Source organism: Limnohabitans sp. DM1, assembly GCF_001269385.1.
Classification (GTDB): domain Bacteria; phylum Pseudomonadota; class Gammaproteobacteria; order Burkholderiales; family Burkholderiaceae_C; genus Limnohabitans_A.
The window spans coordinates 1-19,785 of the sequence record NZ_CXOO01000076.1; the positions used below are offsets into that span (position 1 = coordinate 1).

At 57.3% G+C, this 19,785-nt stretch carries 18 protein-coding genes and 1 pseudogene; 9 read left to right on the forward strand and 10 right to left on the reverse strand.

Annotated elements, in window-relative coordinates; genetic code table 11:
* On the reverse strand, window positions 1-241 hold a 241-nt coding region (locus AMM33_RS21175), incomplete at its 3' end, for a transposase (RefSeq protein WP_194945657.1).
* A 104-nt stretch (window positions 242-345) separates the two neighbouring features.
* Between AMM33_RS21175 and AMM33_RS22255 the strand changes: the two genes are divergently transcribed.
* The 5 genes and pseudogenes from AMM33_RS22255 to AMM33_RS21190 all read left to right on the forward strand — a co-directional run bounded on the left by AMM33_RS22255 (window position 346) and on the right by AMM33_RS21190 (window position 2,811).
* Window positions 346-753: a hypothetical protein gene (locus AMM33_RS22255; protein ID WP_194945658.1), complete on the forward strand. Its 408-nt coding sequence runs from the start codon at window positions 346-348 to the stop codon at window positions 751-753.
* Window positions 754-910: 157 nt separating this feature from the next.
* Window positions 911-1,099, forward strand: a pseudogene (locus AMM33_RS22790) (phage integrase SAM-like domain-containing protein); the annotation flags it as partial.
* Between the two features lie 78 nt (window positions 1,100-1,177).
* The gene (gene xerC, locus AMM33_RS21180; protein ID WP_228768293.1) at window positions 1,178-1,759 is read left to right on the forward strand and encodes a site-specific integrase; all 582 of its coding nucleotides are present in this window, start codon (window positions 1,178-1,180) and stop codon (window positions 1,757-1,759) included.
* Window positions 1,760-1,828: 69 nt separating this feature from the next.
* A complete protein-coding gene (locus tag AMM33_RS21185; RefSeq protein ID WP_228768294.1) occupies window positions 1,829-2,326 on the forward strand; it encodes an antitoxin Xre/MbcA/ParS toxin-binding domain-containing protein in 498 nt (165 codons plus the stop codon).
* The gene (locus AMM33_RS21190) at window positions 2,326-2,811 is read left to right on the forward strand and encodes an RES family NAD+ phosphorylase (protein ID WP_090143210.1); all 486 of its coding nucleotides are present in this window, start codon (window positions 2,326-2,328) and stop codon (window positions 2,809-2,811) included. The genes AMM33_RS21185 and AMM33_RS21190 overlap by 1 nt, the downstream gene beginning before the upstream one ends.
* A 363-nt stretch (window positions 2,812-3,174) precedes the next feature.
* On the opposite strand, the gene amrS is transcribed toward AMM33_RS21190, so the two are convergent.
* Entirely contained in the window at window positions 3,175-4,266 is a 1,092-nt protein-coding gene (amrS, locus tag AMM33_RS21195; RefSeq protein WP_090143211.1) for an AmmeMemoRadiSam system radical SAM enzyme, read from the reverse strand.
* A complete protein-coding gene (amrB, locus tag AMM33_RS21200; RefSeq protein WP_228768295.1) occupies window positions 4,256-5,944 on the reverse strand; it encodes an AmmeMemoRadiSam system protein B in 1,689 nt (562 codons plus the stop codon). Before amrB ends, amrS begins: the two co-directional genes overlap by 11 nt.
* Before the next feature lie 363 nt (window positions 5,945-6,307).
* On the opposite strand from amrB, the gene ftsH reads away from it, so the two are divergent.
* A complete protein-coding gene (ftsH, locus tag AMM33_RS21205; RefSeq protein ID WP_369802486.1) occupies window positions 6,308-8,167 on the forward strand; it encodes an ATP-dependent zinc metalloprotease FtsH in 1,860 nt (619 codons plus the stop codon).
* A 212-nt stretch (window positions 8,168-8,379) separates the two neighbouring features.
* On the opposite strand, the gene AMM33_RS21210 is transcribed toward ftsH, so the two are convergent.
* From AMM33_RS21210 to AMM33_RS22260, 3 genes are read right to left on the reverse strand one after another with little or no spacing between them, the layout of a single operon-like run.
* Window positions 8,380-9,819: a tetratricopeptide repeat protein gene (locus AMM33_RS21210; RefSeq protein WP_090143212.1), complete on the reverse strand. Its 1,440-nt coding sequence runs from the start codon at window positions 9,817-9,819 to the stop codon at window positions 8,380-8,382.
* A complete protein-coding gene (locus AMM33_RS21215; protein WP_090143213.1) occupies window positions 9,819-10,481 on the reverse strand; it encodes a hypothetical protein in 663 nt (220 codons plus the stop codon). The genes AMM33_RS21210 and AMM33_RS21215 overlap by 1 nt, the downstream gene beginning before the upstream one ends.
* Complete coding sequence (locus tag AMM33_RS22260) at window positions 10,478-11,116, reverse strand: glycosyltransferase family 2 protein (RefSeq protein ID WP_194945660.1); 639 nt, start codon at window positions 11,114-11,116, stop codon at window positions 10,478-10,480. The genes AMM33_RS21215 and AMM33_RS22260 overlap by 4 nt, the downstream gene beginning before the upstream one ends.
* Before the next feature lie 51 nt (window positions 11,117-11,167).
* Here AMM33_RS22260 and AMM33_RS21225 point away from each other — a divergent pair, with 51 nt between their 5' ends.
* On the forward strand, window positions 11,168-12,058 hold the full coding sequence (locus tag AMM33_RS21225; RefSeq protein WP_228768296.1) for a S1 family peptidase: 891 nt from the start codon (window positions 11,168-11,170) through the stop codon (window positions 12,056-12,058).
* A 129-nt stretch (window positions 12,059-12,187) separates the two neighbouring features.
* Here AMM33_RS21225 and AMM33_RS22265 read toward each other — a convergent pair whose 3' ends face one another.
* Both AMM33_RS22265 and AMM33_RS21240 read right to left on the reverse strand, forming a co-directional pair.
* The gene (locus AMM33_RS22265; RefSeq protein WP_194945662.1) at window positions 12,188-13,108 is read right to left on the reverse strand and encodes a hypothetical protein; all 921 of its coding nucleotides are present in this window, start codon (window positions 13,106-13,108) and stop codon (window positions 12,188-12,190) included.
* A gap of 46 nt (window positions 13,109-13,154) precedes the next feature.
* Complete coding sequence (locus tag AMM33_RS21240) at window positions 13,155-14,108, reverse strand: hypothetical protein (RefSeq protein ID WP_194945663.1); 954 nt, start codon at window positions 14,106-14,108, stop codon at window positions 13,155-13,157.
* Between the two features lie 349 nt (window positions 14,109-14,457).
* Between AMM33_RS21240 and AMM33_RS21245 the strand changes: the two genes are divergently transcribed.
* Window positions 14,458-15,543 carry a glycosyltransferase gene (locus tag AMM33_RS21245; RefSeq protein WP_090143219.1) on the forward strand — a complete coding sequence of 362 codons (1,086 nt, stop codon included), beginning with the start codon at window positions 14,458-14,460 and terminating at the stop codon, window positions 15,541-15,543.
* An 806-nt stretch (window positions 15,544-16,349) separates the two neighbouring features.
* Here the strand turns inward: AMM33_RS21245 and AMM33_RS21250 are convergent.
* Together AMM33_RS21250 and AMM33_RS21255 are read right to left on the reverse strand one after the other, a co-directional pair.
* A complete protein-coding gene (locus AMM33_RS21250) occupies window positions 16,350-17,516 on the reverse strand; it encodes a nucleotide sugar dehydrogenase (protein ID WP_090143220.1) in 1,167 nt (388 codons plus the stop codon).
* A gap of 74 nt (window positions 17,517-17,590) precedes the next feature.
* Entirely contained in the window at window positions 17,591-19,012 is a 1,422-nt protein-coding gene (locus AMM33_RS21255) for a mannose-1-phosphate guanylyltransferase/mannose-6-phosphate isomerase (RefSeq protein ID WP_090143221.1), read from the reverse strand.
* Window positions 19,013-19,106: 94 nt separating this feature from the next.
* Between AMM33_RS21255 and AMM33_RS21260 the strand changes: the two genes are divergently transcribed.
* On the forward strand, window positions 19,107-19,785 hold a 679-nt coding region (locus AMM33_RS21260), incomplete at its 3' end, for a helix-turn-helix domain-containing protein (protein WP_194945664.1).

The window sequence follows — 19,785 nt, forward strand, 5'->3', positions numbered from 1 at the left end:
GCTCCGAGCGCACGCTGTAGAGCACCTGCAGCAGCATGGCGCGCAATAGCTTCTCGGGGGCAACGCTAGGGCGACCGCCTTTGATGTCAGCTTCATACATGTCCGCAAACAAGCCGTCCATGGCCACCAGTGCTTTATTGACCATCTCACGGATGGCTCGCAAAGGGTGTCCAGCAGGTACGAAATCATCCAGCCGTTTCATCAGAAACAAGCTCTCGGTAAAGGTGTCTGCGCCGCGCATGTCAAACTGTTTTTTTGTGATGCCTGAATTCTCGAACGCGCAGCTGAATTGACGCTTTCAGTGAGTCAGTATTTCAGCAGCCTGCTATAGGACAACAAATCCCAATGGATGCGTTGGCAACTTATCCTTGTGCTGGTGTCACTTCAGTTGTGCCAATTTTTGGTGGTGAGAGTCCAGATCCATTCCCAGATGTTGATCGTTTGTTGACTCCTTACGGTCAACCAGTTTATTTGATGTCATCAAACGGAACTACTTTGACCCTCGCAAGTTGGCAGATCACTCAACGTGGTGGAGCCAGCGTTCCAGTGACTGTATTGACGAAAGAAAACGATCCACACAAACGCCTTACAGCTAACCAAGTCTTCGTCGTCCCAACTCAGCGTCTTGCCAACAACAGCACTTACGACGTTGTTTTGAGCGGCACAAATTCAGGAATGATTTCATCGGCAAACCCAACTGGCTCATTCAATCGAATCTTCTCATTCACAACAGGTACTTTCACCAGCGAATAATCCTCTTCCTCCCTGCCCCATCCGGGGCTTTAACGGCGCAGCACTTTTACTGCGCCGTTTTTTTCGCATATGAATCAGTTATTTGACTTGCGTGACCTTCTTTCTGTTTACACCCAATACAAACTATTGAGGCCATCCACGGTGAGGTCCTACGAAGATGCGATCCCGCAACCTTGAGAGGTTTGCTGGCACCGCCGTCTTGATTGAATCAATCAATGTGGACGTGATGCTTGCTCATCGTGCCTGGTGCCTTGAGCGTATGCGACCTACGAGCTACAACAAGCACCGACGTCACCTGCGGGCTCTGATCAACTTTGCGCTTGCGGAGGATCAAATTCAGACACAGCCCTTCGCCAAAGTGGGGCCAGCTCCTGTGGGGGTCAAGCGCCCGAAAACAGTCCCCTCCTCTTGGTACAAGCACACGATGACCTTGCTGGATTCAGACAGCGTGAGTGGCTTGAATCCCACAAAGTTTTGGCGGGCTGTGTTTTCGGTGATGCATTTCACAAGCATGCGCAGGCGCCAGATAGTTGAACTGAAATGGGAACACGTTTTGTTGTCTCGATCTGCACTGCTCATGTCCTCAGAGGGCTCTAAAAGCAAGCGGGAATGGCTTGTTCCCGTGCCAGCGTGGATCAGCCAGGCACTCCGTGAACTGCGATCTGAAATAGAGCTGAAATCGGGCCTACCTGTACGACCAGACGACCAGGTGTTTTGCCTGCCTTTGCTGTCGCCTGGGAGGATCAAATCACCGCGAATGCTGGACGAGCACATCAGCCGTGCATTTGAGTCTTTGTCGCGGCATCTTGGGTACACGGTGAGCGCACATCGCGTGCGTCACACAAGCGCCACGGTGATGCTGGAGCGAAGCGGCAACATCAAGGCGGTATCAGACATGCTGGGACACGCGGACATCAAACTGACGGCTTCGACCTATGTGCATCCCAGACTTGGGTCATTGCGGCGAGTTCAGCAGTCGCTCTCGGGGTACAAGCCGGTCGATTGACATGTCCCTACCGGGGTTGTCGCCTCCATAGGCTCATTTGGTCTATCATGAAGGCTCAAAGGAGTCATCATGCCACGTCAATCCATTGAGCCTGCCAATAGAAAAACGCTTCCAAATGCGCGTAGAAAATCACCCCCCAAGGTCGATTACAAGGGCATTTTCCGAGCCTCTGCGGCTGAGCGGGTGCAATTTATTCGTCAGCGCGTCGCACCTGATGTCGTTGATATGACCATCATCGACATGGGGATCACTAAATCCGCTCTCTACATCACACTGGATTTCCCGCCTTCAACCATGAAGCGAAAAACCTCCAAGGATGAGTTGCTTCCAACGGCATTGTCTGAGCGGATGATTGGTCTTCAAAAGTTGATTGGTCAGGTGCAGACCATGGTTGAAGAGTCTGGTAACCCCAAGGGGTTCAACGCCGCACACTGGGTTGCTCAATGGCTTGAGCAACCCTTGGGAGCGCTTGGCGGTCAAAAGCCAGCGCATTTCATGGACACCATCCAAGGGCAGGAACTGGTGTCCGATGTGCTCGCTCGGATGCAGTCAGGAGCCTACGCTTGATGGCGGTTAACACTTGGCGAATAGCGACCGAGTCACCTCACTACAAGGCGAACAGTCTCTGTGGGACGGGTGCCAAGCAGACAGGGGGGCGGTGGAACAGAAAAGGCCTGGCTGCCGTTTATACCTCAAGCAATATTGCACTGGCTTGTCTTGAGACACTGGTGCATCTGGGTGCTACGAGTCTGCCTTTGAACCGATATCTCGTTCGCATCGATATTCCCCCCAATGTCTGGGCAAAACGACTGGAGCTTTCTCCATCTGATGTACCTGTGGCGTGGGATGCAGAGCCCGCTGGCATAGCCAGCCTTGATGTGGGCGATCTTTGGATCAAAGCGCAAAAGCACCCCATCCTCGTGATCCCTTCGGTCATCGTGCCTGAGGAAAGCAATGTGATCATCAACCCGGATCATTCACTGAGCCAAGGCATTCACGCACAGGTGATTCGCAAATGGCTCTATGACCAGCGGTTAAACAGTACGTCATGATGTCGAATCAGGTATCCCCGTACAACCCATCGTGCCCCCCTTTTTTTCATGGGCCAACGCCGGTGCTGGAATGGCGGTTTACCGGGGTATGGGTCCGGCGCGACTTCCCTGCGATCTTGGATTGAAATCAATTCTGCATGTCGGCTCTGTTGCCGCCGACCTATTGATCCGGCCCTTTGAAGTCTGCAGGGTGACTTCAGCCTTGCGCCTTGTGGGAGCTAGCCCTGCTGGCGATCAGACGCTTGTGGACCACAGGCTTTTCGCTTGGCTGCAAGCTCCCACAAAATCCTCCCAGCTTGAAACACACAGTTCAGACTTCATCAGGCCGAATCTATAAGGGGTGACTTGGCACCACCCTTTCCGTCAAGGCGCTGACTCAAACCGCACAGGAATGCGCTGGCGCCCAAACGGCTTGAAGGCCTGACCCTCGGGCGCAAAGTGTCCGGGCAAGGGATGCGCGCAGTGGCCGCAGCGGTTGCCCTGCAAGGCGTTTTGCGTGACCAGGTGCCAGTCACGCACCAGCACGGGTGACTGGCATTGCGGGCAAAAGGTCGTGCCGCCTTGGGCATCGTGCACGTTGCCGGTGTAGACAAAGCGCAGACCCTCGCCCATGGCGATGCGCCGTGCACGGGCCAGCGTCTCGGGCGGGGTGCGAGGCCTGTCCTGCATCTTGTAGTCCGGGTGAAAAGCCGTGAAATGCAGCGGCACATCCTGCCCCAGTTCACGCACCATCCAACGCGACAGGGCCGTGAGCTCGGCATCCGAATCGTTGGCCCCGGGAATCAGCAAGGTGGTGACCTCCAGCCAGCAGTCGGTGGCGTGTTGCACATGCACCAGGGTGTCGAGCACGTTGTTCAAATCTCCGGCGCACCATTGGCTGTAAAAGTCTTGCGTGAAGGCCTTGAGGTCGATGTTGGCCGCATCCATGTGGGCAAAAAATTCACGTCGGGGCGCATCATGGATGAAGCCCGCCGTGACCGCCACCGACTTGACCCCTGCAGCGCGGCAAGCTTGCGCGGTGTCGATGGCGTACTCGGCAAAGATGACCGGATCGTTGTAGGTGAAGGCCACCATGGGCGTTTGCAGTTGCACGCAGGCTGCGGCAATGTCTGCGGGCATCACGCGCTGGCCCAGTTTGTCCACGTCGCGGCTTTTGGAGATGTCCCAGTTCTGGCAGAACTTGCACGACAGATTGCACCCCGCAGTGCCAAAGCTCAGGATGCTGCTGCCCGGATAAAAATGGTTGAGCGGCTTTTTCTCCACCGGGTCCAGACAAAAACCGCTGGAGCGGCCATAGGTGTCCAGCACCATCTGATCGCCCACACGTTGGCGCACAAAACACAAGCCGCGCTGCCCCTCGTGCAGCTTGCACTCGCGCGGGCACAGGTCGCATTGCAGGCGGCCATCAGCCAGCACCTGCCACCAGCGGGCGGGGTATGGCGCGTCAGGCTGCATGGTCCACCTCGGTGAACTTTTGCACCCGGTACACCGACAGGCGCACCGCATCCGACCAATGGTCAGCAGGCAGTCCGGCCTTGCGCTTGAGCTGGGCCATGAACTTGCGCGGATCGGGCAGCTGCGCCCACACCTGCGGCAAAAACGTGCTGCGGTAGGCCCGTCCCTCATGCTCGCAGCTGAAGATCACCCCATGCACATGAGGCTGCAGCTGCCACAGTGCGTGCGATTCGTTGGCAAAGGGCAGCGGCTCGGGTGCCGTCAAGACCGACACCTCAACGCCCAGAGTGGGTGCCTCCTGGGCTGTCACAGGGGCAAATCGGGGGTCTTTCAAGGCCGCAGCCTGGGCATTGGCCAGCACGTCTTCGTGCAGAGCACGGTGCGCCTGCAAGCTGCCAATGCAGCCGCGCAGCTGACCCGCTTGTGTCAAAGTCACAAAGCTGGCACCTGGCGCTGACAACGCCACGACCTCGGGCGCTGGCACAGGCTCCGATGCTGTGGCGAGGTGCAGGCCACGGCGCGCCAACTGCACAAGCTGGGCACCGGCCTGCGCGTCCAGCCCGTTTGCCGCGCTGGGGGCGACATGTTCATACAGGGCAAAACTGGCATAACCCACCACGCGCTGGCGACCTTCAGGCGTGTTGCCGGCTGTGTCGCCCGAGTTGCAATACCCCAGCTGCTGCACCTGCAGCCCTCTCGTGCGCGCCTGCAGCAAAGCGGCATTCAAAGGCGTGGCCCCGCAGGCCTGCTGGTGGTTCAAGCCCACGCCCAGCGCCAGCACCTGCGCACAGGTGGCCAGGTCCATCTGGCGTGCTTGCTCATAGGGGTGAAAGTGAGACAAATCCGTGCTGATGAGGATGAGCGTGTCGTCTCCTCCCCAGATGCGCGCCAGCAGCAAGGCCACGTCTTCCGGTGACACCGCCCCCACCAGCAGCGGCAAGACCCGGGGCATGTCCTGCCCGGCCCACAGCCGCTGAATGAAGGGCAAATGCACTTCCAGACAATGCTCTTGCGCGTGGGCTTGTGGCACAGACACGACAAAAGGCAAATCTGCCACGGCATGCGCGGCCAGGGAATCCACTTCCACAGGCCCCAGCGGCGTTGCAAAACTGCCCACACCCGGCAGCGCCACGCCCTGCACCGCCATGCGGTGGGTCGGCCCCAGAATGACAATTTTGCGGATGCGCTGCAAATGCGGGCGCAGCAAGGCATAGCCCTGGGCCGCCATGCCGCCCGAATACACATGCCCGGCATGCGGCAACACCAGCACCTTGGGCGGCGTGTCTGCTAAAGGGGCTTGCCCGGCCGTGGCTTGCGCCAAAGCGGCGTCCACATCATGGGCCAGTTGCGCGGCATCACCTGCATAAAACCGCCCGGCCAGGGCCGGTGGACGGGCCATGGCCAGGTAAGCCTGCGCCAACTCATGTTCCAAAGCCTGGGCCTGGGGCAGCTTCAAGGCCAGGTTGGCCGCCCTGTGCCTGGCAACTTCGACCAGGCCCACGCCCAATTCAACCCGCGCCAAATTGGCCTCGATCTCTGCATCGCCAGGGGCGTGCGCATGGGCTTGCCGCAAAAAAGCCAGCGCGTCCTGGCGCTGCCCGCCCTGCCAGGCCGCCAAAGCCTGCTGAACCCAAGCGGCCACGGGGTTAGATGAAGTGTGGGTCAACGTGTCTGACATGGTCCCGATTTCCTGTCAAAAATCCAAGCAATCATGACAGGCAAGCTTACTGCATGAACAGAACGGTCTACGCGCCCCCATGTCGGGGTCTTCGACCACCGACCTACAAAAAACCAATGCCCCGTAGGTCGGTACTCGCAGAGTCCGACGTTTATTGCAATGCACACCCCTTGTGCAGGCATTACACGAAAGCAGGTAAAGGCGTGATTGCATTCCCAATCCTTGCGCTGGCGCAAGACATGCAGGTCTTGCGGTGTTCAGCATGAAGGTCTTTGCCCCAAGGAAACGAACTGTCATGCGCAAACAACTGAGATCGCCCGTATGGGGGCATGCAGCCCTGATGCCTTCAATGAATGCCAGCGCATGAGCAGCCTGCCCCCGATCAAGCCCGAAGCCACAAACCGGCCCCTGATGACCGTGGTCTACTTGGCCCTGGCCACACTGACTCTGATCTGGTTGCAAGGCATCTTTCAAGGCACCGGCTCCACCGATCTGGTGCCCTACAGCCAATTCGAACAAGCCTTGAGTGATGGCCGTATCCAGGAAGTCACGGTCACGGAAAACACCCTGACCGGCCAATTGAAAGAAGCCGTCAATGGCAAAACGCGTTGGGTGACGGTGCGCATTGAACCCGCGCTGGCGGCCCGCCTGGACAGCTTCAAAGTGCCCTACGCCCGGGTCATCGAAACCACCTGGATGCGCGATGCACTGAACCTGGTTTTGCCGTCACTGGTGTTTTTTGGTCTGTGGTTTTTTCTGATCCGCCGCATGATGGGCCAGCAAGGCGCAGGCAGCTTTTTGAACATCGGCAAAAGCAAGGCCAAGGTGTATGTGATGCAGGTGACCGGCGTGACGTTTGCCGACGTTGCCGGGGTGGATGAGGCCAAGCAGGAACTCATGGAGGTGGTCGACTTTTTAAAACATCCGCAAGACTATGGTCGACTGGGGGCGCACACCCCAAAAGGCGTTTTACTCGTGGGGCCACCGGGAACGGGCAAAACCCTGCTGGCCAAAGCCGTAGCCGGTGAGGCGGGTGTGCCGTTCTTTTCCATGTCGGGCAGCGAATTTGTGGAGATGTTTGTGGGCGTGGGCGCTGCGCGTGTGCGCGACCTGTTTGAGCAAGCCCGGCAAAAAGCACCCGCCATCATTTTCATTGACGAGTTGGATGCACTGGGCCGGGCGCGGGGTGCTTTTCCGGGCCTGGGCGGGCACGACGAAAAAGAGCAGACCCTCAACCAGTTGCTGGCCGAAATGGACGGGTTTGACACCTCGTCGGGCGTCATCATTCTGGCGGCCACCAACCGCCCGGAAATCCTGGACCCGGCGCTCTTGCGTGCAGGCCGTTTCGACCGTCAGGTGCTGGTCGACAAACCCGACAAAAAAGGGCGTCTGGACATCCTGAAAGTGCATGCGCAAAAAATCTCGCTGGACGCGCAGCTCTCGCTCGAAGCTGTGGCCGCGATGACACCGGGCTTCAGCGGTGCGGACCTGGCCAATCTGGTGAACGAAGCGGCCATCGTGGCCACCCGCCGCAAAGCCAGCAGCGTGACCCTCGCAGACTTCACGGCAGCGATTGAGCGCATCGTGGCCGGTCTTGAAAAACGCAACCGCGTGCTGAACCCCAAAGAACGGCTGACTGTAGCGACACACGAAATGGGGCATGTGCTGGTGGCCCTGGCCTTGCCTGACGGCGACATGGTGCACAAGGTGTCGATCGTGGCGCGGGGCATTGGATCCTTGGGCTACACCATCCAGCGCCCCACCGAAGACCGCTACCTCATGACCCGGGAGGAGCTGGAACGCAAAATTTGCGTGCTGTTGGCCGGCCGCGCTGCAGAAAAACTGCTGCTGGGCCACATCTCGACGGGCGCCACAGATGACTTGGCCAAAGCCACCCAGATCGCCCGCGAAATGGTGACACGATTTGGCATGGACGAGGACCTGGGCTGCGTGAGCCATGACAGCAACCGGCCCGTGACGCCCGGCATGAACGAGGTCTTTGGCCAGCAGCCTCCTGCAGTGTCACAAGCCACCTTGCAGCGCATGGATGCCGCGATTGACCACCTCATGAGCAGTAACTTGCAGCGCGCCGAGAGCATCCTGAGCCAAAACCGCGACTTGCTGGCACGCGGCGCCCAGCAATTGCTGCAACAAGAAACGCTGGATGCCGAGGCCTTGAAAGTGCTCACTGCAGAGCTGCAAAAAGAACAGTCCATTGCATGAATCCTGGCCGGGGGTTTGAGACAATCACCCCCATGAATGCGGACAACTGGATGGAACACCTCACGCTGCTGGGCTACCGACTTGCAGGCGACACCACGCTCAACCTCATGGACGACGCCGCAATGCTGGCTCTTATTTTTTGCTGAGCCACAAATGAGCCATCAACACCCACGGCTGACTCGATAGGTCGGCACTCGCAGAGTCCGACATCTTCAGTTTTGTAAATGCAGGCTATGGCGTTCGCAAAACAACTCACCTGCAAACACCTTGACCTTCATGCCCATGGCGGCGGCTTCGCGGGCAGTCAGGCCGCTGCTGTAGGGAAAGGTGTCAATCATCCATTCGTGGCGTCCCAAAATTTCCAGCGCTTCGCGGTGGCTTGCGGGGCAAATGAACTCCACCCCGGCTGTGCCCAGGGCCTGAAGCACTTTTTGGCGGGTGCGTTCAAAACGGAATTGGTGGTGCACAAAACGCTTGGGGCCGGGCAATTTGGCCAGCCAGGCCAAAAAGCCACGGGACAATTTGGCGGGGTTGGAAAAAATCACGGGTGTGCTGTGTTTGTGCAGAGGCACCGAGGGCATATAAGGCGGCGGTGTGTAGGTGGCGTAGCCGCCCGGAATGTTCACCAAGGGCTCTGTGTACAGGTGCTGAAACCGTTTGGGCGACTGCCATTCATCGCCGATCCAGCCGTCAAAGGTCTCGAGCCCCGTGGTCAGGCTTTGCCCCCCTACCCACTTGAAAATCTCGCGTGCAGGCTTGGCGGACAAGGCCTTCAGACCCATTGGGTCCATCCAGCCGCCCAGGTCGTACAACACATCAATGTCGGCCTGATGGATGCGCTGGGCCAAGGCCTCGGCGGACAAGGTCTGCACATCGACCCATTCGGTGGCCAGATCTTTGAACTGCTCGGTGGCCCAGTCCGATTGGTAGCCCCGATTGAAGACCACGATGTCCGAGCCCTTGGCCACATGGCGCCAACCGGCTATCGTCAAAAAATACACCGGCGAAGCCGAAAAATGCGGCGACAGCAAGGCCACGCGGGGGCGCAAACCGCCCGGCCCTGGTCTTCGCTCTTGTGGGGTGATGGTCTGCGTCGTCAACACCCCCTCAGGCAAGCGCAAATGACGCCTGGAAAAAGCTTTGACCGCATCACTCAGCACTTGCGCCGAACTGTCGCGGTCATACACACTGGCCATCAGCAAAGTCAGTTGTGCATCTTCGCCATGCTCCGGGCATTGCAACAAGGGGCGCACCCACTGCATGGCCTGCAAAGGCAAGCCAAACACATTGATGGCCAAATCGGCCCGTGCCAACAAAGCCTCGCCGTTATCGGGCTGTGTTTGCAAGAGCTGCGCAAACGCCGCATCTGCGGCCTCGGGTTGCTTCAGGGCCTTGAGCGCCTTGCCTTTCACCATGCGGCTTTGCCACAGTGATGGCGACAATTTCAGGGCTTGTTGGGCGTGGCGCAGTGCCGCGTCATGCCGCCCCAGCGCCAATTCGCACAAAGCCAGGTTGTGGTGCACCTGGGGAGATTGCGACGCGCTTTGAAGGGCCTGAGAAAAGCCTTGGTGCGCCTGCAACCAGCGCCCGGCATTCATGGCCTGCTGCGCGTGTGTGAGCAGTTGACGCACGGCCTGTTCTTGGGGGCTCATCAGTGCAACAACTTTCTGCGCGGGAGACTGTCGCCGGGCGTGAGTTCATCCAGTGGGTCTGGGTCGGGCAGGGCTTGGGCCGATGCTGCCTGGCCTGGCGCAGGCTGGATGTCGGGGTCTTCGACCGCCGACCCACGAGGAAGAAGCCGGTCTTTGGTCGTCGGCCCTTCATCGCCCATCGCGTGCTGCGTGGCCAAGCCAGCAGCGGGCAAAACACGCAATGCCCAGCGGGCGGCATGGTTCATTTTGTGCATCAGCAACTGGATCTTGCCCAGCAAATCGTCGCTCAGGCGCAGGCTGAGGTTTTGTCCTTTGGCCAATTGCAGCACCAGCAGCGGCACGTCATCCTGCCACCCCGTCTGCACGGCTTTGACCAACACCGGATCGGCCCCCAAGGGCAAACGCGAAGCGCCTTCAAACTGGGTGTAGCTGGCGTTTTGCTGCAAAACCTGTTGCTGCAATTGCGCCACGGCCTGGGCGTGCTGCACCTTGTGGTTGCGTGTCAGTTTTTTCACCGCCAGTGCCTCGGTCTGCTGCATCAAGCCGCCCACCACCGCCCGCGTGAGCCACAGCCGATACTCTTCATGGGTCAAGGTGGTCAGGCGCAGCATCACCCGGTCCTCATCGGCCACATAACTGGCATTGATCTGGCGGATGCTCATGCAAACAAACCCAACAAGGCGGCATCAGTCACGCGCTGCCCAAAGCCCTGGCGGGCACGCGCCTTGAACAAGCTGCGGTCTTCGGCACGCACCGTGGCGCGGTCCTTGCCCCAGTCCACTTCCATCAACACGCTGTCGGGTTCATACACATAAGCCCCCTGCTGGCGCGCCACCAAAGTCAGCTCCACATCGGCAAAGTGGCTGCGGTAACCCGGAAAAAACAAATCCCCCCCATACACCGTTTGCGCCCAGGCCCGCGAGGCCAGACCAAACGATGCCAATTGACCATGCCACTTACCGTCGTTAAAGCCCAGCAGTGCGGCAGAAGGCTTTTGCAAAGCACGCAGCGCCAGAGCCATCCAGTCCCGGCCCGCAAAAGCATCTTGGGCCAAATAACCAAACCATGGGCTTTGAGAGGCCCGAAACACCTGATTGGCCACCGCCACAAAGCCCAGGCGATCGGCATCGAGCACCGCCACCATCAAGCCATCAGTTTGGGCGCGAGAACATGCCAAGTCCATGGCGCGCTGCGCCGCCTGCACATCGGTGCACGGCATCACCATCAAAGGCCCGGCACTGACCAGCCGGGGCGCTTCTTGAGCCAGTTCACGGGCGTCGATCAAGAGCGATTGCACAAACGCCCTCCCCGGCAGCGAAGCCCCAAAATCCTGAGCGGAACCAGAAATGTGTACATTGCAGACAAGTTTACCCCCAGCTACCCCACTGATTTCATGCGCCATTCACCGTCTTCTCACCGCACCTTCAGGCGCACGCGCACCACCTTACCGCTGCGCATGGCCTTGTGGCTGTTGGCCCTGGTGTCACTGCCATTTTTGAGCCATGCACAGGACGCTGAGGCAGCGCGCGCGCCCACCAACACCCCGACACAAGCCATCAGTTGGGGGACAGGCTTTGTGGTCAGCGAAGGCCATGTTCTGACCGCACTGCATGTGATCAATGGCCGCACCAGCGTACTCCTTGGCCCCGTGGGCCAAAGCCCCAACGGACAACCCCGGTGGGTGCAAGCTCAAGTCTTGCAAACGGACGCCGCGCTGGACCTGGCCTTGCTCAAGGCCCGCATTGAATTGCCGCCCCTGGCCTTGCACCCCGGCACCCAAGTTCCTCTGGGCCTGGAAGTCAGCGTGATTGGCTACCCGCAACCGCGCATTCAGGGCATGAGCAAAAAAATCACCCAAGGCATCATCAACGGCTATCGCAACGAAAACTCCAACAACACCGACAGCGGTTTCATGCAAATCAGTGCCGAAGTCTCGCAAGGCAATTCCGGTGGCCCGGTGCTCGGGCCAGATGGCACGGTGGTGGGCATGGTGCAACGCAAGCTCAACACCCCAAAAATCGCAGAGCGCACGCAGGACCTGCTGGTCAACGTCAACTACGCCTTGCGGTCCTCCCTGCTGATCCAGTTTTTACAAACGACACCCGTCAGCGTCAAGCAGCAAAACCTGTCGCTCAGCACAGTGCTGCGGCCCTATCAGCTCTACGAACAAACACAAGGCTCGGTCGTGTCGATCATTGCCAGAGGCGGCACTTCTGCCGAGGTGAAACCGGCGCCGTAAATCGTCAACATGGGCGCTTGCCTGACTGGCGATGCTGGAAAACAGGGCGCTTCAGGCAAGCACTGACTGCACGGTCAGACATATCCGCGACACCACGACATGGCGGGGGCTTTGACCCATGACGAGCGCTTATTTTTTATTCAAGCGCTCAAGGATTTGCCGAGCCAAATGGGTCACCAATTTGGCATTGAATTCATTTTTCTGAAAATGCTCAGAATGCATCATCTGCGCCAAGGCCTGCTCTGCGGACTGACCTGGCAACGGTTGCATGGCTTGGGCCTGCGGCTCTGGCCAAAAGATTCTTTTCGCTGCTTCGATATCAGCGTCAGAGACTGCGGGCATACCCGCCAAATTGACCGGTATTTTCTGCCGCTCATCGATGGATTTCGCCACTTCCAATAACAACTTGATGTGTTCCGGCCTTTGCAAAAACTCCGGAGACATCAAAAAAGTACTGAGCAAATTTTCTCGCGACATCCCCAATCGCGGCGCAATCACCGCATCTGACTCCGGATCACGGCGCAAAAACAAGCGATAAGCCGCAATCACATCATCTCTTCCCATGCCGGGCGCCACAGGGCTCTGCGCAGGAACAGAAGTAGCTTGTTCTTGCGCAGCAGGTGCTACAGCTTCTGGTTCTGGTTCTGGTTCTGGTTCTGGTTCTGGTTCTGGTGCTGGTGCTGGTGCTGGTGCTGGTACTGGTGCTGGGGTGGGTGTGGGTGTGGGTGTGGGTGTGGGTGTGGGTGTGGGTGTGGGTGTGGGTGTGGGTGCTGGTGCTGGTACAGGTTCAGGAGCTGGTTTAGGCTCGGACACAGGTACAGGCACAGCCACAGGAATTGAAGAAAGTGTGGATGCTGGCGCTTCGGAAATACCGTTCAAGATGGCCGCCGCATCTTGCAAATCAGCCTTGGCCGCCTCCCTCAATTGCGCCTGGACTTGAGCCACCGCTGCAGCGACCGGAAACGGTGCAGGCTCTTTCTCTGGCTGCTCCATGGCAGGCGCCACAGGCGCAGGACTTTTTTTACCAAACAACGAAGACAGGAAACTCATACACCACCTCTATTTCACAACAGCCCAATGGCCCAAAATTCCGCCATTACCCAAATTTGACTTCAATCGGCGTGATGGCACGCAGGTACTTTTCACACCAGGCCTTGCCATTGGTCTGACTCAAGTACAGGTTGCGGTAGTTGACCCAACAGGCCGCCAGCCAGGCGGACTGGGTTTTATGCGCCACATCTTTCATCTCACGCAACAATTTCAGGTGAACATTCAATTCCCGTTCCCGCTCGGGCAAAGCCACTTTGTAAGCCTTGAGCCCCTTGCCTTCGCTGCGCATGAACACCATGAACAAACGCTCCACAATGAACGGAATGTAGGTCGCCCCCGCATGCAAAGCTTTGTCATCAGCCACTTTGGAGTGAATCAGATCCCGAATTTTGGGGTCCAATCGCTTGTCCGCCGTCACCAAGACCCGTTTGACAAACGGTATGAACAAACTCCAAAACTTCTGGGACGCGACGAAATAATTGGCCGCTGAAAAATTGCTCGAAGGCTCAATGGCAGTCAACTCTTTGTCATCCAAACCTGCGGCTGCATAGAACAGTCGGACCAACTCCAGGAACTGAGGATGTGACACCTCCCCTTGCACCCACATGTTGTGATAGATGGCCTCGTTATTGGGATGCGGATTGCAAAAATAAACGTCATAGCCCGGGTGCTCCACAATCTGTTTGACCAACTCAGCACCTTGCATGCCCGTCTTTTCTGCAAATCGCCAAGACAGCGCCCCCCAAAGTTCAACCCCCTGTGTCGCTGCATTGCGCTGCAATTGCTCAAAGACATTGAACTCCATCAGTTCCGAGGAATTGCGGCTGTTGTCCAGCGGATAGAAAGCCGGGTCCAGCAATTCCCGCTGCCAACCCTCAAAGTAAATCTGGAAAATCCTGATCGGTGAATTGAGCGCACGCGGTGGCTCTTGCGACAACTTGCGCTCCAGTTGCGCTTCCACCTCTGGCTTGGGCCCTGAAGCTTCAGGCAAATCGGGCATGCTGGTCTTTTCATCCTCAGCGGCTTGAGGTGGCGCCGCTGCTGGCGCTGGCAAGGGTGCAGGCGCGGGAGACTTGATCGCAGAGGCTGTGACTGCATTTGGGCTTGGCATGGCAAGCGCGGCTGCATTGTCCGGCGCTGCGCCTTGCGTCACAGGCTTTGCGGGTTCCGCCGCTGTGGGCTTACCAGATACCGGTTTGGAGGGCGTTTTGCCTGGGCTTACAGTTTTTTGAGCCGTTGGTTTGACCGCATTTTTTTTCTTGGAAGTCGCCATTTTTTTCTCCTGCTCCTGCAAGACTTTATGCAGGCATTGATTCTGAATTCAACAAGTTTAAACCTACACTTCCCCTATGAACGCCTCCCCCGGATTCAATCTTGTAGGCTACGCCACTTCGCCCATGGGTCTGGGTGAAGATTTGCGTACTTTTGCTGCCATGCTCGACCACCTGGGCATTGCTTTTTCGGTCATCGATGTGCCCACCGATGTTCAAGGGCGTGTGCAAGTTTCATGGCGGCACATGACCACACAAGACCACGCCACCAGCATTTTTTTCATGGCCGCCACGGAGTGTGAACGACTGGTTCGCCTGCATCCCAAACTGCTCACGCAGCCCCTAAAAAAAGTGGGCTATTTTCTCTGGGAACTTCCGGACTTTCCTGCCGATCAAGTCCCTGCACTCCAGTTGATGGACCACATCTGGTGCCCCACCCGATTTGTGCAGCAAGCCTTTTTTGCCCAATCGCGGCAACTCACTTTGGCACTGCCCTTGCCTGTCGTGCAACAAGCTGGCCGGGGCGTGGACTTCAGGAAGAAGCTCAAAATCCCGGCCCATGCTTTCGTGTCACTGTATTTGTTCGACCTGCATTCGACACTGCAAAGAAAAAACCCGCAGGCAGTGCTGCGGGTTTTTCTGGAAATGGCCCAAACTTGTCCTGACGCGTTCCTCATCCTCAAAATCAGCCGGTGGCAAAACATGGGGCCAGATGCCTTGAACTGGCTGCCCAGGCACCCTCGCATCAAAGTGATCAAAGACACCTTGGAGCCCAGTGAATTAAGCGATCTGTACGCCAGTGCTGATTGCTATTTGTCACTGCATCGCAGCGAAGGTTTTGGTCGCACCTTGGTTGAAGCGTTGCAAAACGGCCTGTATCTGGTGTGCACGGATTTTTCAGGGCCTCAAGATTTTGTGACAGCCGAAAACACCCTGCTGGTCAACTGGACCCGCTCAGAGGTCAAGGCCCACGACTACCCCAACCTCACGGTCAAAAGCTGGTGGGCCGAGCCCGATGAAACCCACGCCTTGAAGCGCTTGCACGAAGCCCGGGAAAAGTCCCGAACAGGACGCAATCTGGCAGGTTTGGCCTTGCAGCAGCAATTCTCTTACGAAGGCCTCGCAAACAAGTACAAGCCTGTTTTGCAAACGTACCTGCGATGAAACAGCGGCTATTGATCCGGCCCTGAGAAGTATTCAATGCTCAAAGCTGTTGTAGGTCGGCGGCCGAAGACCCCGACATGGGCCTGCGGCGAAACCCATCATGTCGGACTCTTCGAGTACAACCGACAAGATGACATATCACACCCGTTTCAAACTTCAATGCTCAAAGATGTTGTAGGTCGGCGGTCGAATACCCCGACATGGGCCTGTGCCAAAACCCATCATGTCGGACTCTGCGAGTACCGACCTACAAGACCACATCTCTCACCCGTTTCAAACTTCAATGCTACAAGATGACATCTCTCACCCGTTTCAAACTTCAATGCTCAATGATGTTGTAGGTCGGCGGTCGAAGACCCCGACATGGGCCTGTGCCAAAACCCATCTGTCGGACTCTGCGAGTACCGACCTACAAGATGACATCTCTCACCCGTTTCAAACTTCAATGCTCAAAGCTGTTGTAGGTCGGCGGTCGAAGACCCCGACAGGGGCCTGCGGCGAAACCCATCATGCCGGACTCTTCGAGTACCGACCTACAAGATGACATCTCGCACCCTTTTCAAACTTCAATGCTACAAGATGACATCTCTCACCCGTTTCAAACTTCAATGCTCAAAGCTGTTGTAGGTCGGCGGTCGAAGACCCCGACAGGGGCCTGCGGCGAAACCCATCATGTCGGACTCTGCGAGTACCGACCTACAAGCTGACATCTCTCACTCGTTTCAAACTTCAGCGTGCCGACTCAAGAGTTGCTGCGGGAGTTGTCGACATGCCCATCGCGATGACATGAAAATACGCCAGCCCGCTCAGTCCGAACCGAATAAATCCCGCGTGTAGACCTTGTCAGAGACATCGGCCAAATCATCTGTCTGGCGATTGGCCACGATCAGATCGGCTCGCTGCTTGAATACGGCCAGGTCCTGAATGACCTCGGAGTTGAAAAACTGTGGCTCTTGAAGCACAGGCTCATACACCACCACTTCGACCCCTTTGGCCTTGAGCCGCTTCATGATGCCCTGCACACTGCTGGCCCTGAAATTGTCGCTGCCCGCCTTCATGACCAAGCGGTAAATGCCCACCACCTTGGGTTTGCGCTTCAAGATATCAAAGGCCACGAAGTCTTTGCGGGTGCTGTTGGCATCAACCACCGCACGAATGATGTTTTGCGGCACTTGCGCATAGTTGGCCAACAACTGTTTGGTGTCCTTGGGCAAACAAAACCCACCATAACCAAAAGACGGGTTGTTGTAATGGTTGCCAATGCGCGGGTCCAGACATACCCCGTCAATGATCTGCCGCGAATCCAGCCCCAAAGACGCAGCGTAGCTGTCCAGCTCATTGAAATACGCCACCCGCATGGCCAGGTAAGTGTTGGCAAACAGCTTGATGGCCTCGGCCTCTTTGCTGTCGGCAAGCAACACAGGCATGTCTTTTTTAATGGCCCCTTCGACCAACAAATCAGCAAAGGCCTGCCCCATCTCGGAACGCTCCCCCACCACAATGCGGCTGGGATGCAAGTTGTCCTGCAAGGCCTTGCCTTCACGCAAAAACTCTGGTGAAAACATCACGTTGTGCGTCATGAACTTCAAGCGCATGCGTTCCGTAAAACCCACGGGCACAGTGGACTTGATCACCATCGTGGCCTGGAGGTTAATGGCCAACACATCCTCAATCACCGACTCGACCGACTGGGTGTTGAAACAATTGCTCACCGGGTCGTAATCCGTCGGCGTGGCAATGATCACAAAGCTCGCCCCCTGGTAAGCCTCTTCCTTGCTCAAAGTCGCCTTGAAATTCAGTGGCTTGTTGGACAAATAGTCCGCCATCTCCACATCTTCAATCGGCAACACCTTGCGGTTGAGCTGCTCGACCTTGGACGACACCACATCCAGGGCGACCACCTCATGGTTTTGGGCCAACAAAATGCCGTTGGACAAACCCACATACCCCGTTCCAGCGATTGCAATTTTCATCAGGCTCGCATCACAAATATCTATCTACCAACCTCACAAGCCCATCAACCGGCATGCGAGCAAAAGCAGCCCCATCACACACGACCATACTGGTCAGAAAATCTCACAATGTCGTCCTCGCCTAAATAAGAGCCCGACTGCACCTCGATCAAATGCAAAGGCAGCTTGCCCGGGTTTTCGAGCGAATGCACCACCCCCACGGGGATGTAGACCGATTGGTTTTCGGTGATCAACTTCGTCTCATCCCCAATGCACACCCTGGCCGTGCCCGACACCACCACCCAATGCTCGGCACGGTGGTGGTGCATCTGCACCGACAACTTGGCACCGGGCTTGACCACAATGCGCTTGACCTGAAAACGCTCACCACTGTCCACAGAGTCATAAGACCCCCATGGACGAAACACCTCACGGTGCACATCCACCTCGGGCCGTTTTTGCGCCTTCAGGGTATCCACCACTTTTTTCACATCCTGGGCTTTGTCTTTGTGGGCCACCAGCACGGCGTCTGATGTTTCTACAACCACCAAGCCATCCACACCAATCAAGGCCACCAAACGGTTGTCTGCATGCACATAGCTGTTGGTCACGCCTTCCAGCAAAACATCACCGCGTGTTGCATTGCCCTGATCGTCTTGCGGCAAGACTTGCCAAACCGCAGACCATGCGCCCACATCGCTCCAACCCGCATCGAGCGGCACGATCACAGCCTTGGCGGTCTTTTCCATCACCGCGTAATCGATCGAATCAGATGGGGTTTGGGCAAAGGCTTCTTTGTCCAGTCGCACAAACTCCAGGTCTTTGCTGCCCAGACGCCAGGCGGCCTCGCAGGCTGAGAGCATGGCCGGATTGTGTTGCGCGAGCTCTTGCAAAAACACCGATGCGTTGAACATGAACATGCCACTGTTCCAGGTGTAGCTGCCCTCTTGCAGATACGCCTGTGCCGTTGCCAGATTGGGCTTTTCAACAAACTGGGCCACGGGCACTGCCGCATTGGCGTCCAGCGCCTGTGCGGCCTTGACATAGCCATAACCCGTCTCGGCATGTGTGGGCACAATCCCAAACGTCACCAAGGCCCCAGCTTCAGCCGCCTGCAAGCCCACGCGCACGGCATGGTGAAAAGCGGGCACATTGGCAAACGTGTGGTCAGACGGCAGCACCAGCAACACCGGATCATCGCCCCTTTCTTGCGCAGCCAATGCTGCGACGGTGATGGCAGGCGCCGTGTTGCGAGCGACAGGCTCGAGCAAAATGCTCAAGGGCTCAATGCCCGCCTCTCGGCATTGCTCGCCCACCAAAAAGCGGTGGTCATTGTTGGCCACCACAATGGGCCTCATGACATCGGCCGTGATGCCCTGTAAGCGCTGCAGCGTGAGCTGAAACAGCGTGGCATCTTCGGTCACCCCCAAAAACTGCTTGGGACGCAAGGAACGCGACAGAGGCCACAAGCGTGAGCCACTGCCGCCAGACAACACCACAGGAATTAATTTAGACATATGAACAGCAGTGTCCGGTTAAGCAATTTATGGTTCTCTTGAAATTTGAGTGGGTAAGCTTCTGCCATATTGATCAACTTTTGAGCGTGAATTGATGACTGCCAAGCTGTTTGAATCTGCCCTGGGCATCACTGACCCGTGGTGCGTTGCCTCGGTTGAGTTCGACGAAGGTGCCAAGACCTTGACGATATTGATTGACTTCAAAGTCGGCAGTCGCTTTGCAGTCTCGGGTCACGATGGGCTGCATGGTGTGCACGACACGGTGGCCAAGACGTATCGGCACCTGAACTTCTTTCAACACGAGTGCCATCTGCAAGTTCGCACGCCTCGCGTGAAACTTCCCAACGGTTCGGTGCGGTTGGTCGAGCCTGATTTTGCCGGGCGACTTAATGGCTTCACCTTGCTGTTTGAAGCCTTCATTCTGATGCTGTCTGGCCAGATGCCATTTGCCGCCGTCTCGCGTCTTGTCGGGGAGTCGCCGCACAAGGTTCTGGCCGTGTGCGAAAAGTATGTTGAGATGGCCTGTGGCTTGGCAGATCACTCGGATGTCACGGCACTGGCGATTGATGAGACTTCGCGTGCCAGGGGACACAGCTACGTCACGCTGGMCGCTGATGCCGTTGCCAGGCGCGTGTTGTTTGTAACCGAAGGGCGCGATGCTAAAACCATCAAGGAACTGGCGTCCTACCTGGAAGACCATGGCTGCCCGTGCGAAAACATCAGCCAGACGAGCAAGATCGGAAGAGCACACTATGACATACACGGACCCAGTG

What these genes read in the sequence shown, in the direction of transcription:
- AMM33_RS22255 (WP_194945658.1), top strand. Translation starts at nt 346, where the DNA reads ATGGATGCGTTGGCAACTTATCCTTGTGCTGGTGTCACTTCAGTTGTG.
- AMM33_RS21215 (WP_090143213.1), bottom strand. Translation starts at nt 10,481, where the DNA reads ATGAGCATCCGCCAGATCAATGCCAGTTATGTGGCCGATGAGGACCGG.
- xerC (WP_228768293.1), top strand. Translation starts at nt 1,178, where the DNA reads ATGACCTTGCTGGATTCAGACAGCGTGAGTGGCTTGAATCCCACAAAG.
- amrB (WP_228768295.1), bottom strand. Translation starts at nt 5,944, where the DNA reads ATGTCAGACACGTTGACCCACACTTCATCTAACCCCGTGGCCGCTTGG.
- AMM33_RS21210 (WP_090143212.1), bottom strand. Translation starts at nt 9,819, where the DNA reads ATGAGCCCCCAAGAACAGGCCGTGCGTCAACTGCTCACACACGCGCAG.
- AMM33_RS21255 (WP_090143221.1), bottom strand. Translation starts at nt 19,012, where the DNA reads ATGTCTAAATTAATTCCTGTGGTGTTGTCTGGCGGCAGTGGCTCACGC.
- AMM33_RS21245 (WP_090143219.1), top strand. Translation starts at nt 14,458, where the DNA reads ATGAACGCCTCCCCCGGATTCAATCTTGTAGGCTACGCCACTTCGCCC.
- AMM33_RS21185 (WP_228768294.1), top strand. Translation starts at nt 1,829, where the DNA reads ATGCCACGTCAATCCATTGAGCCTGCCAATAGAAAAACGCTTCCAAAT.
- AMM33_RS21190 (WP_090143210.1), top strand. Translation starts at nt 2,326, where the DNA reads ATGGCGGTTAACACTTGGCGAATAGCGACCGAGTCACCTCACTACAAG.
- AMM33_RS21240 (WP_194945663.1), bottom strand. Translation starts at nt 14,108, where the DNA reads ATGCCCGATTTGCCTGAAGCTTCAGGGCCCAAGCCAGAGGTGGAAGCG.
- ftsH (WP_369802486.1), top strand. Translation starts at nt 6,308, where the DNA reads ATGAGCAGCCTGCCCCCGATCAAGCCCGAAGCCACAAACCGGCCCCTG.
- amrS (WP_090143211.1), bottom strand. Translation starts at nt 4,266, where the DNA reads ATGCAGCCTGACGCGCCATACCCCGCCCGCTGGTGGCAGGTGCTGGCT.
- AMM33_RS21250 (WP_090143220.1), bottom strand. Translation starts at nt 17,516, where the DNA reads ATGAAAATTGCAATCGCTGGAACGGGGTATGTGGGTTTGTCCAACGGC.
- AMM33_RS22265 (WP_194945662.1), bottom strand. Translation starts at nt 13,108, where the DNA reads ATGAGTTTCCTGTCTTCGTTGTTTGGTAAAAAAAGTCCTGCGCCTGTG.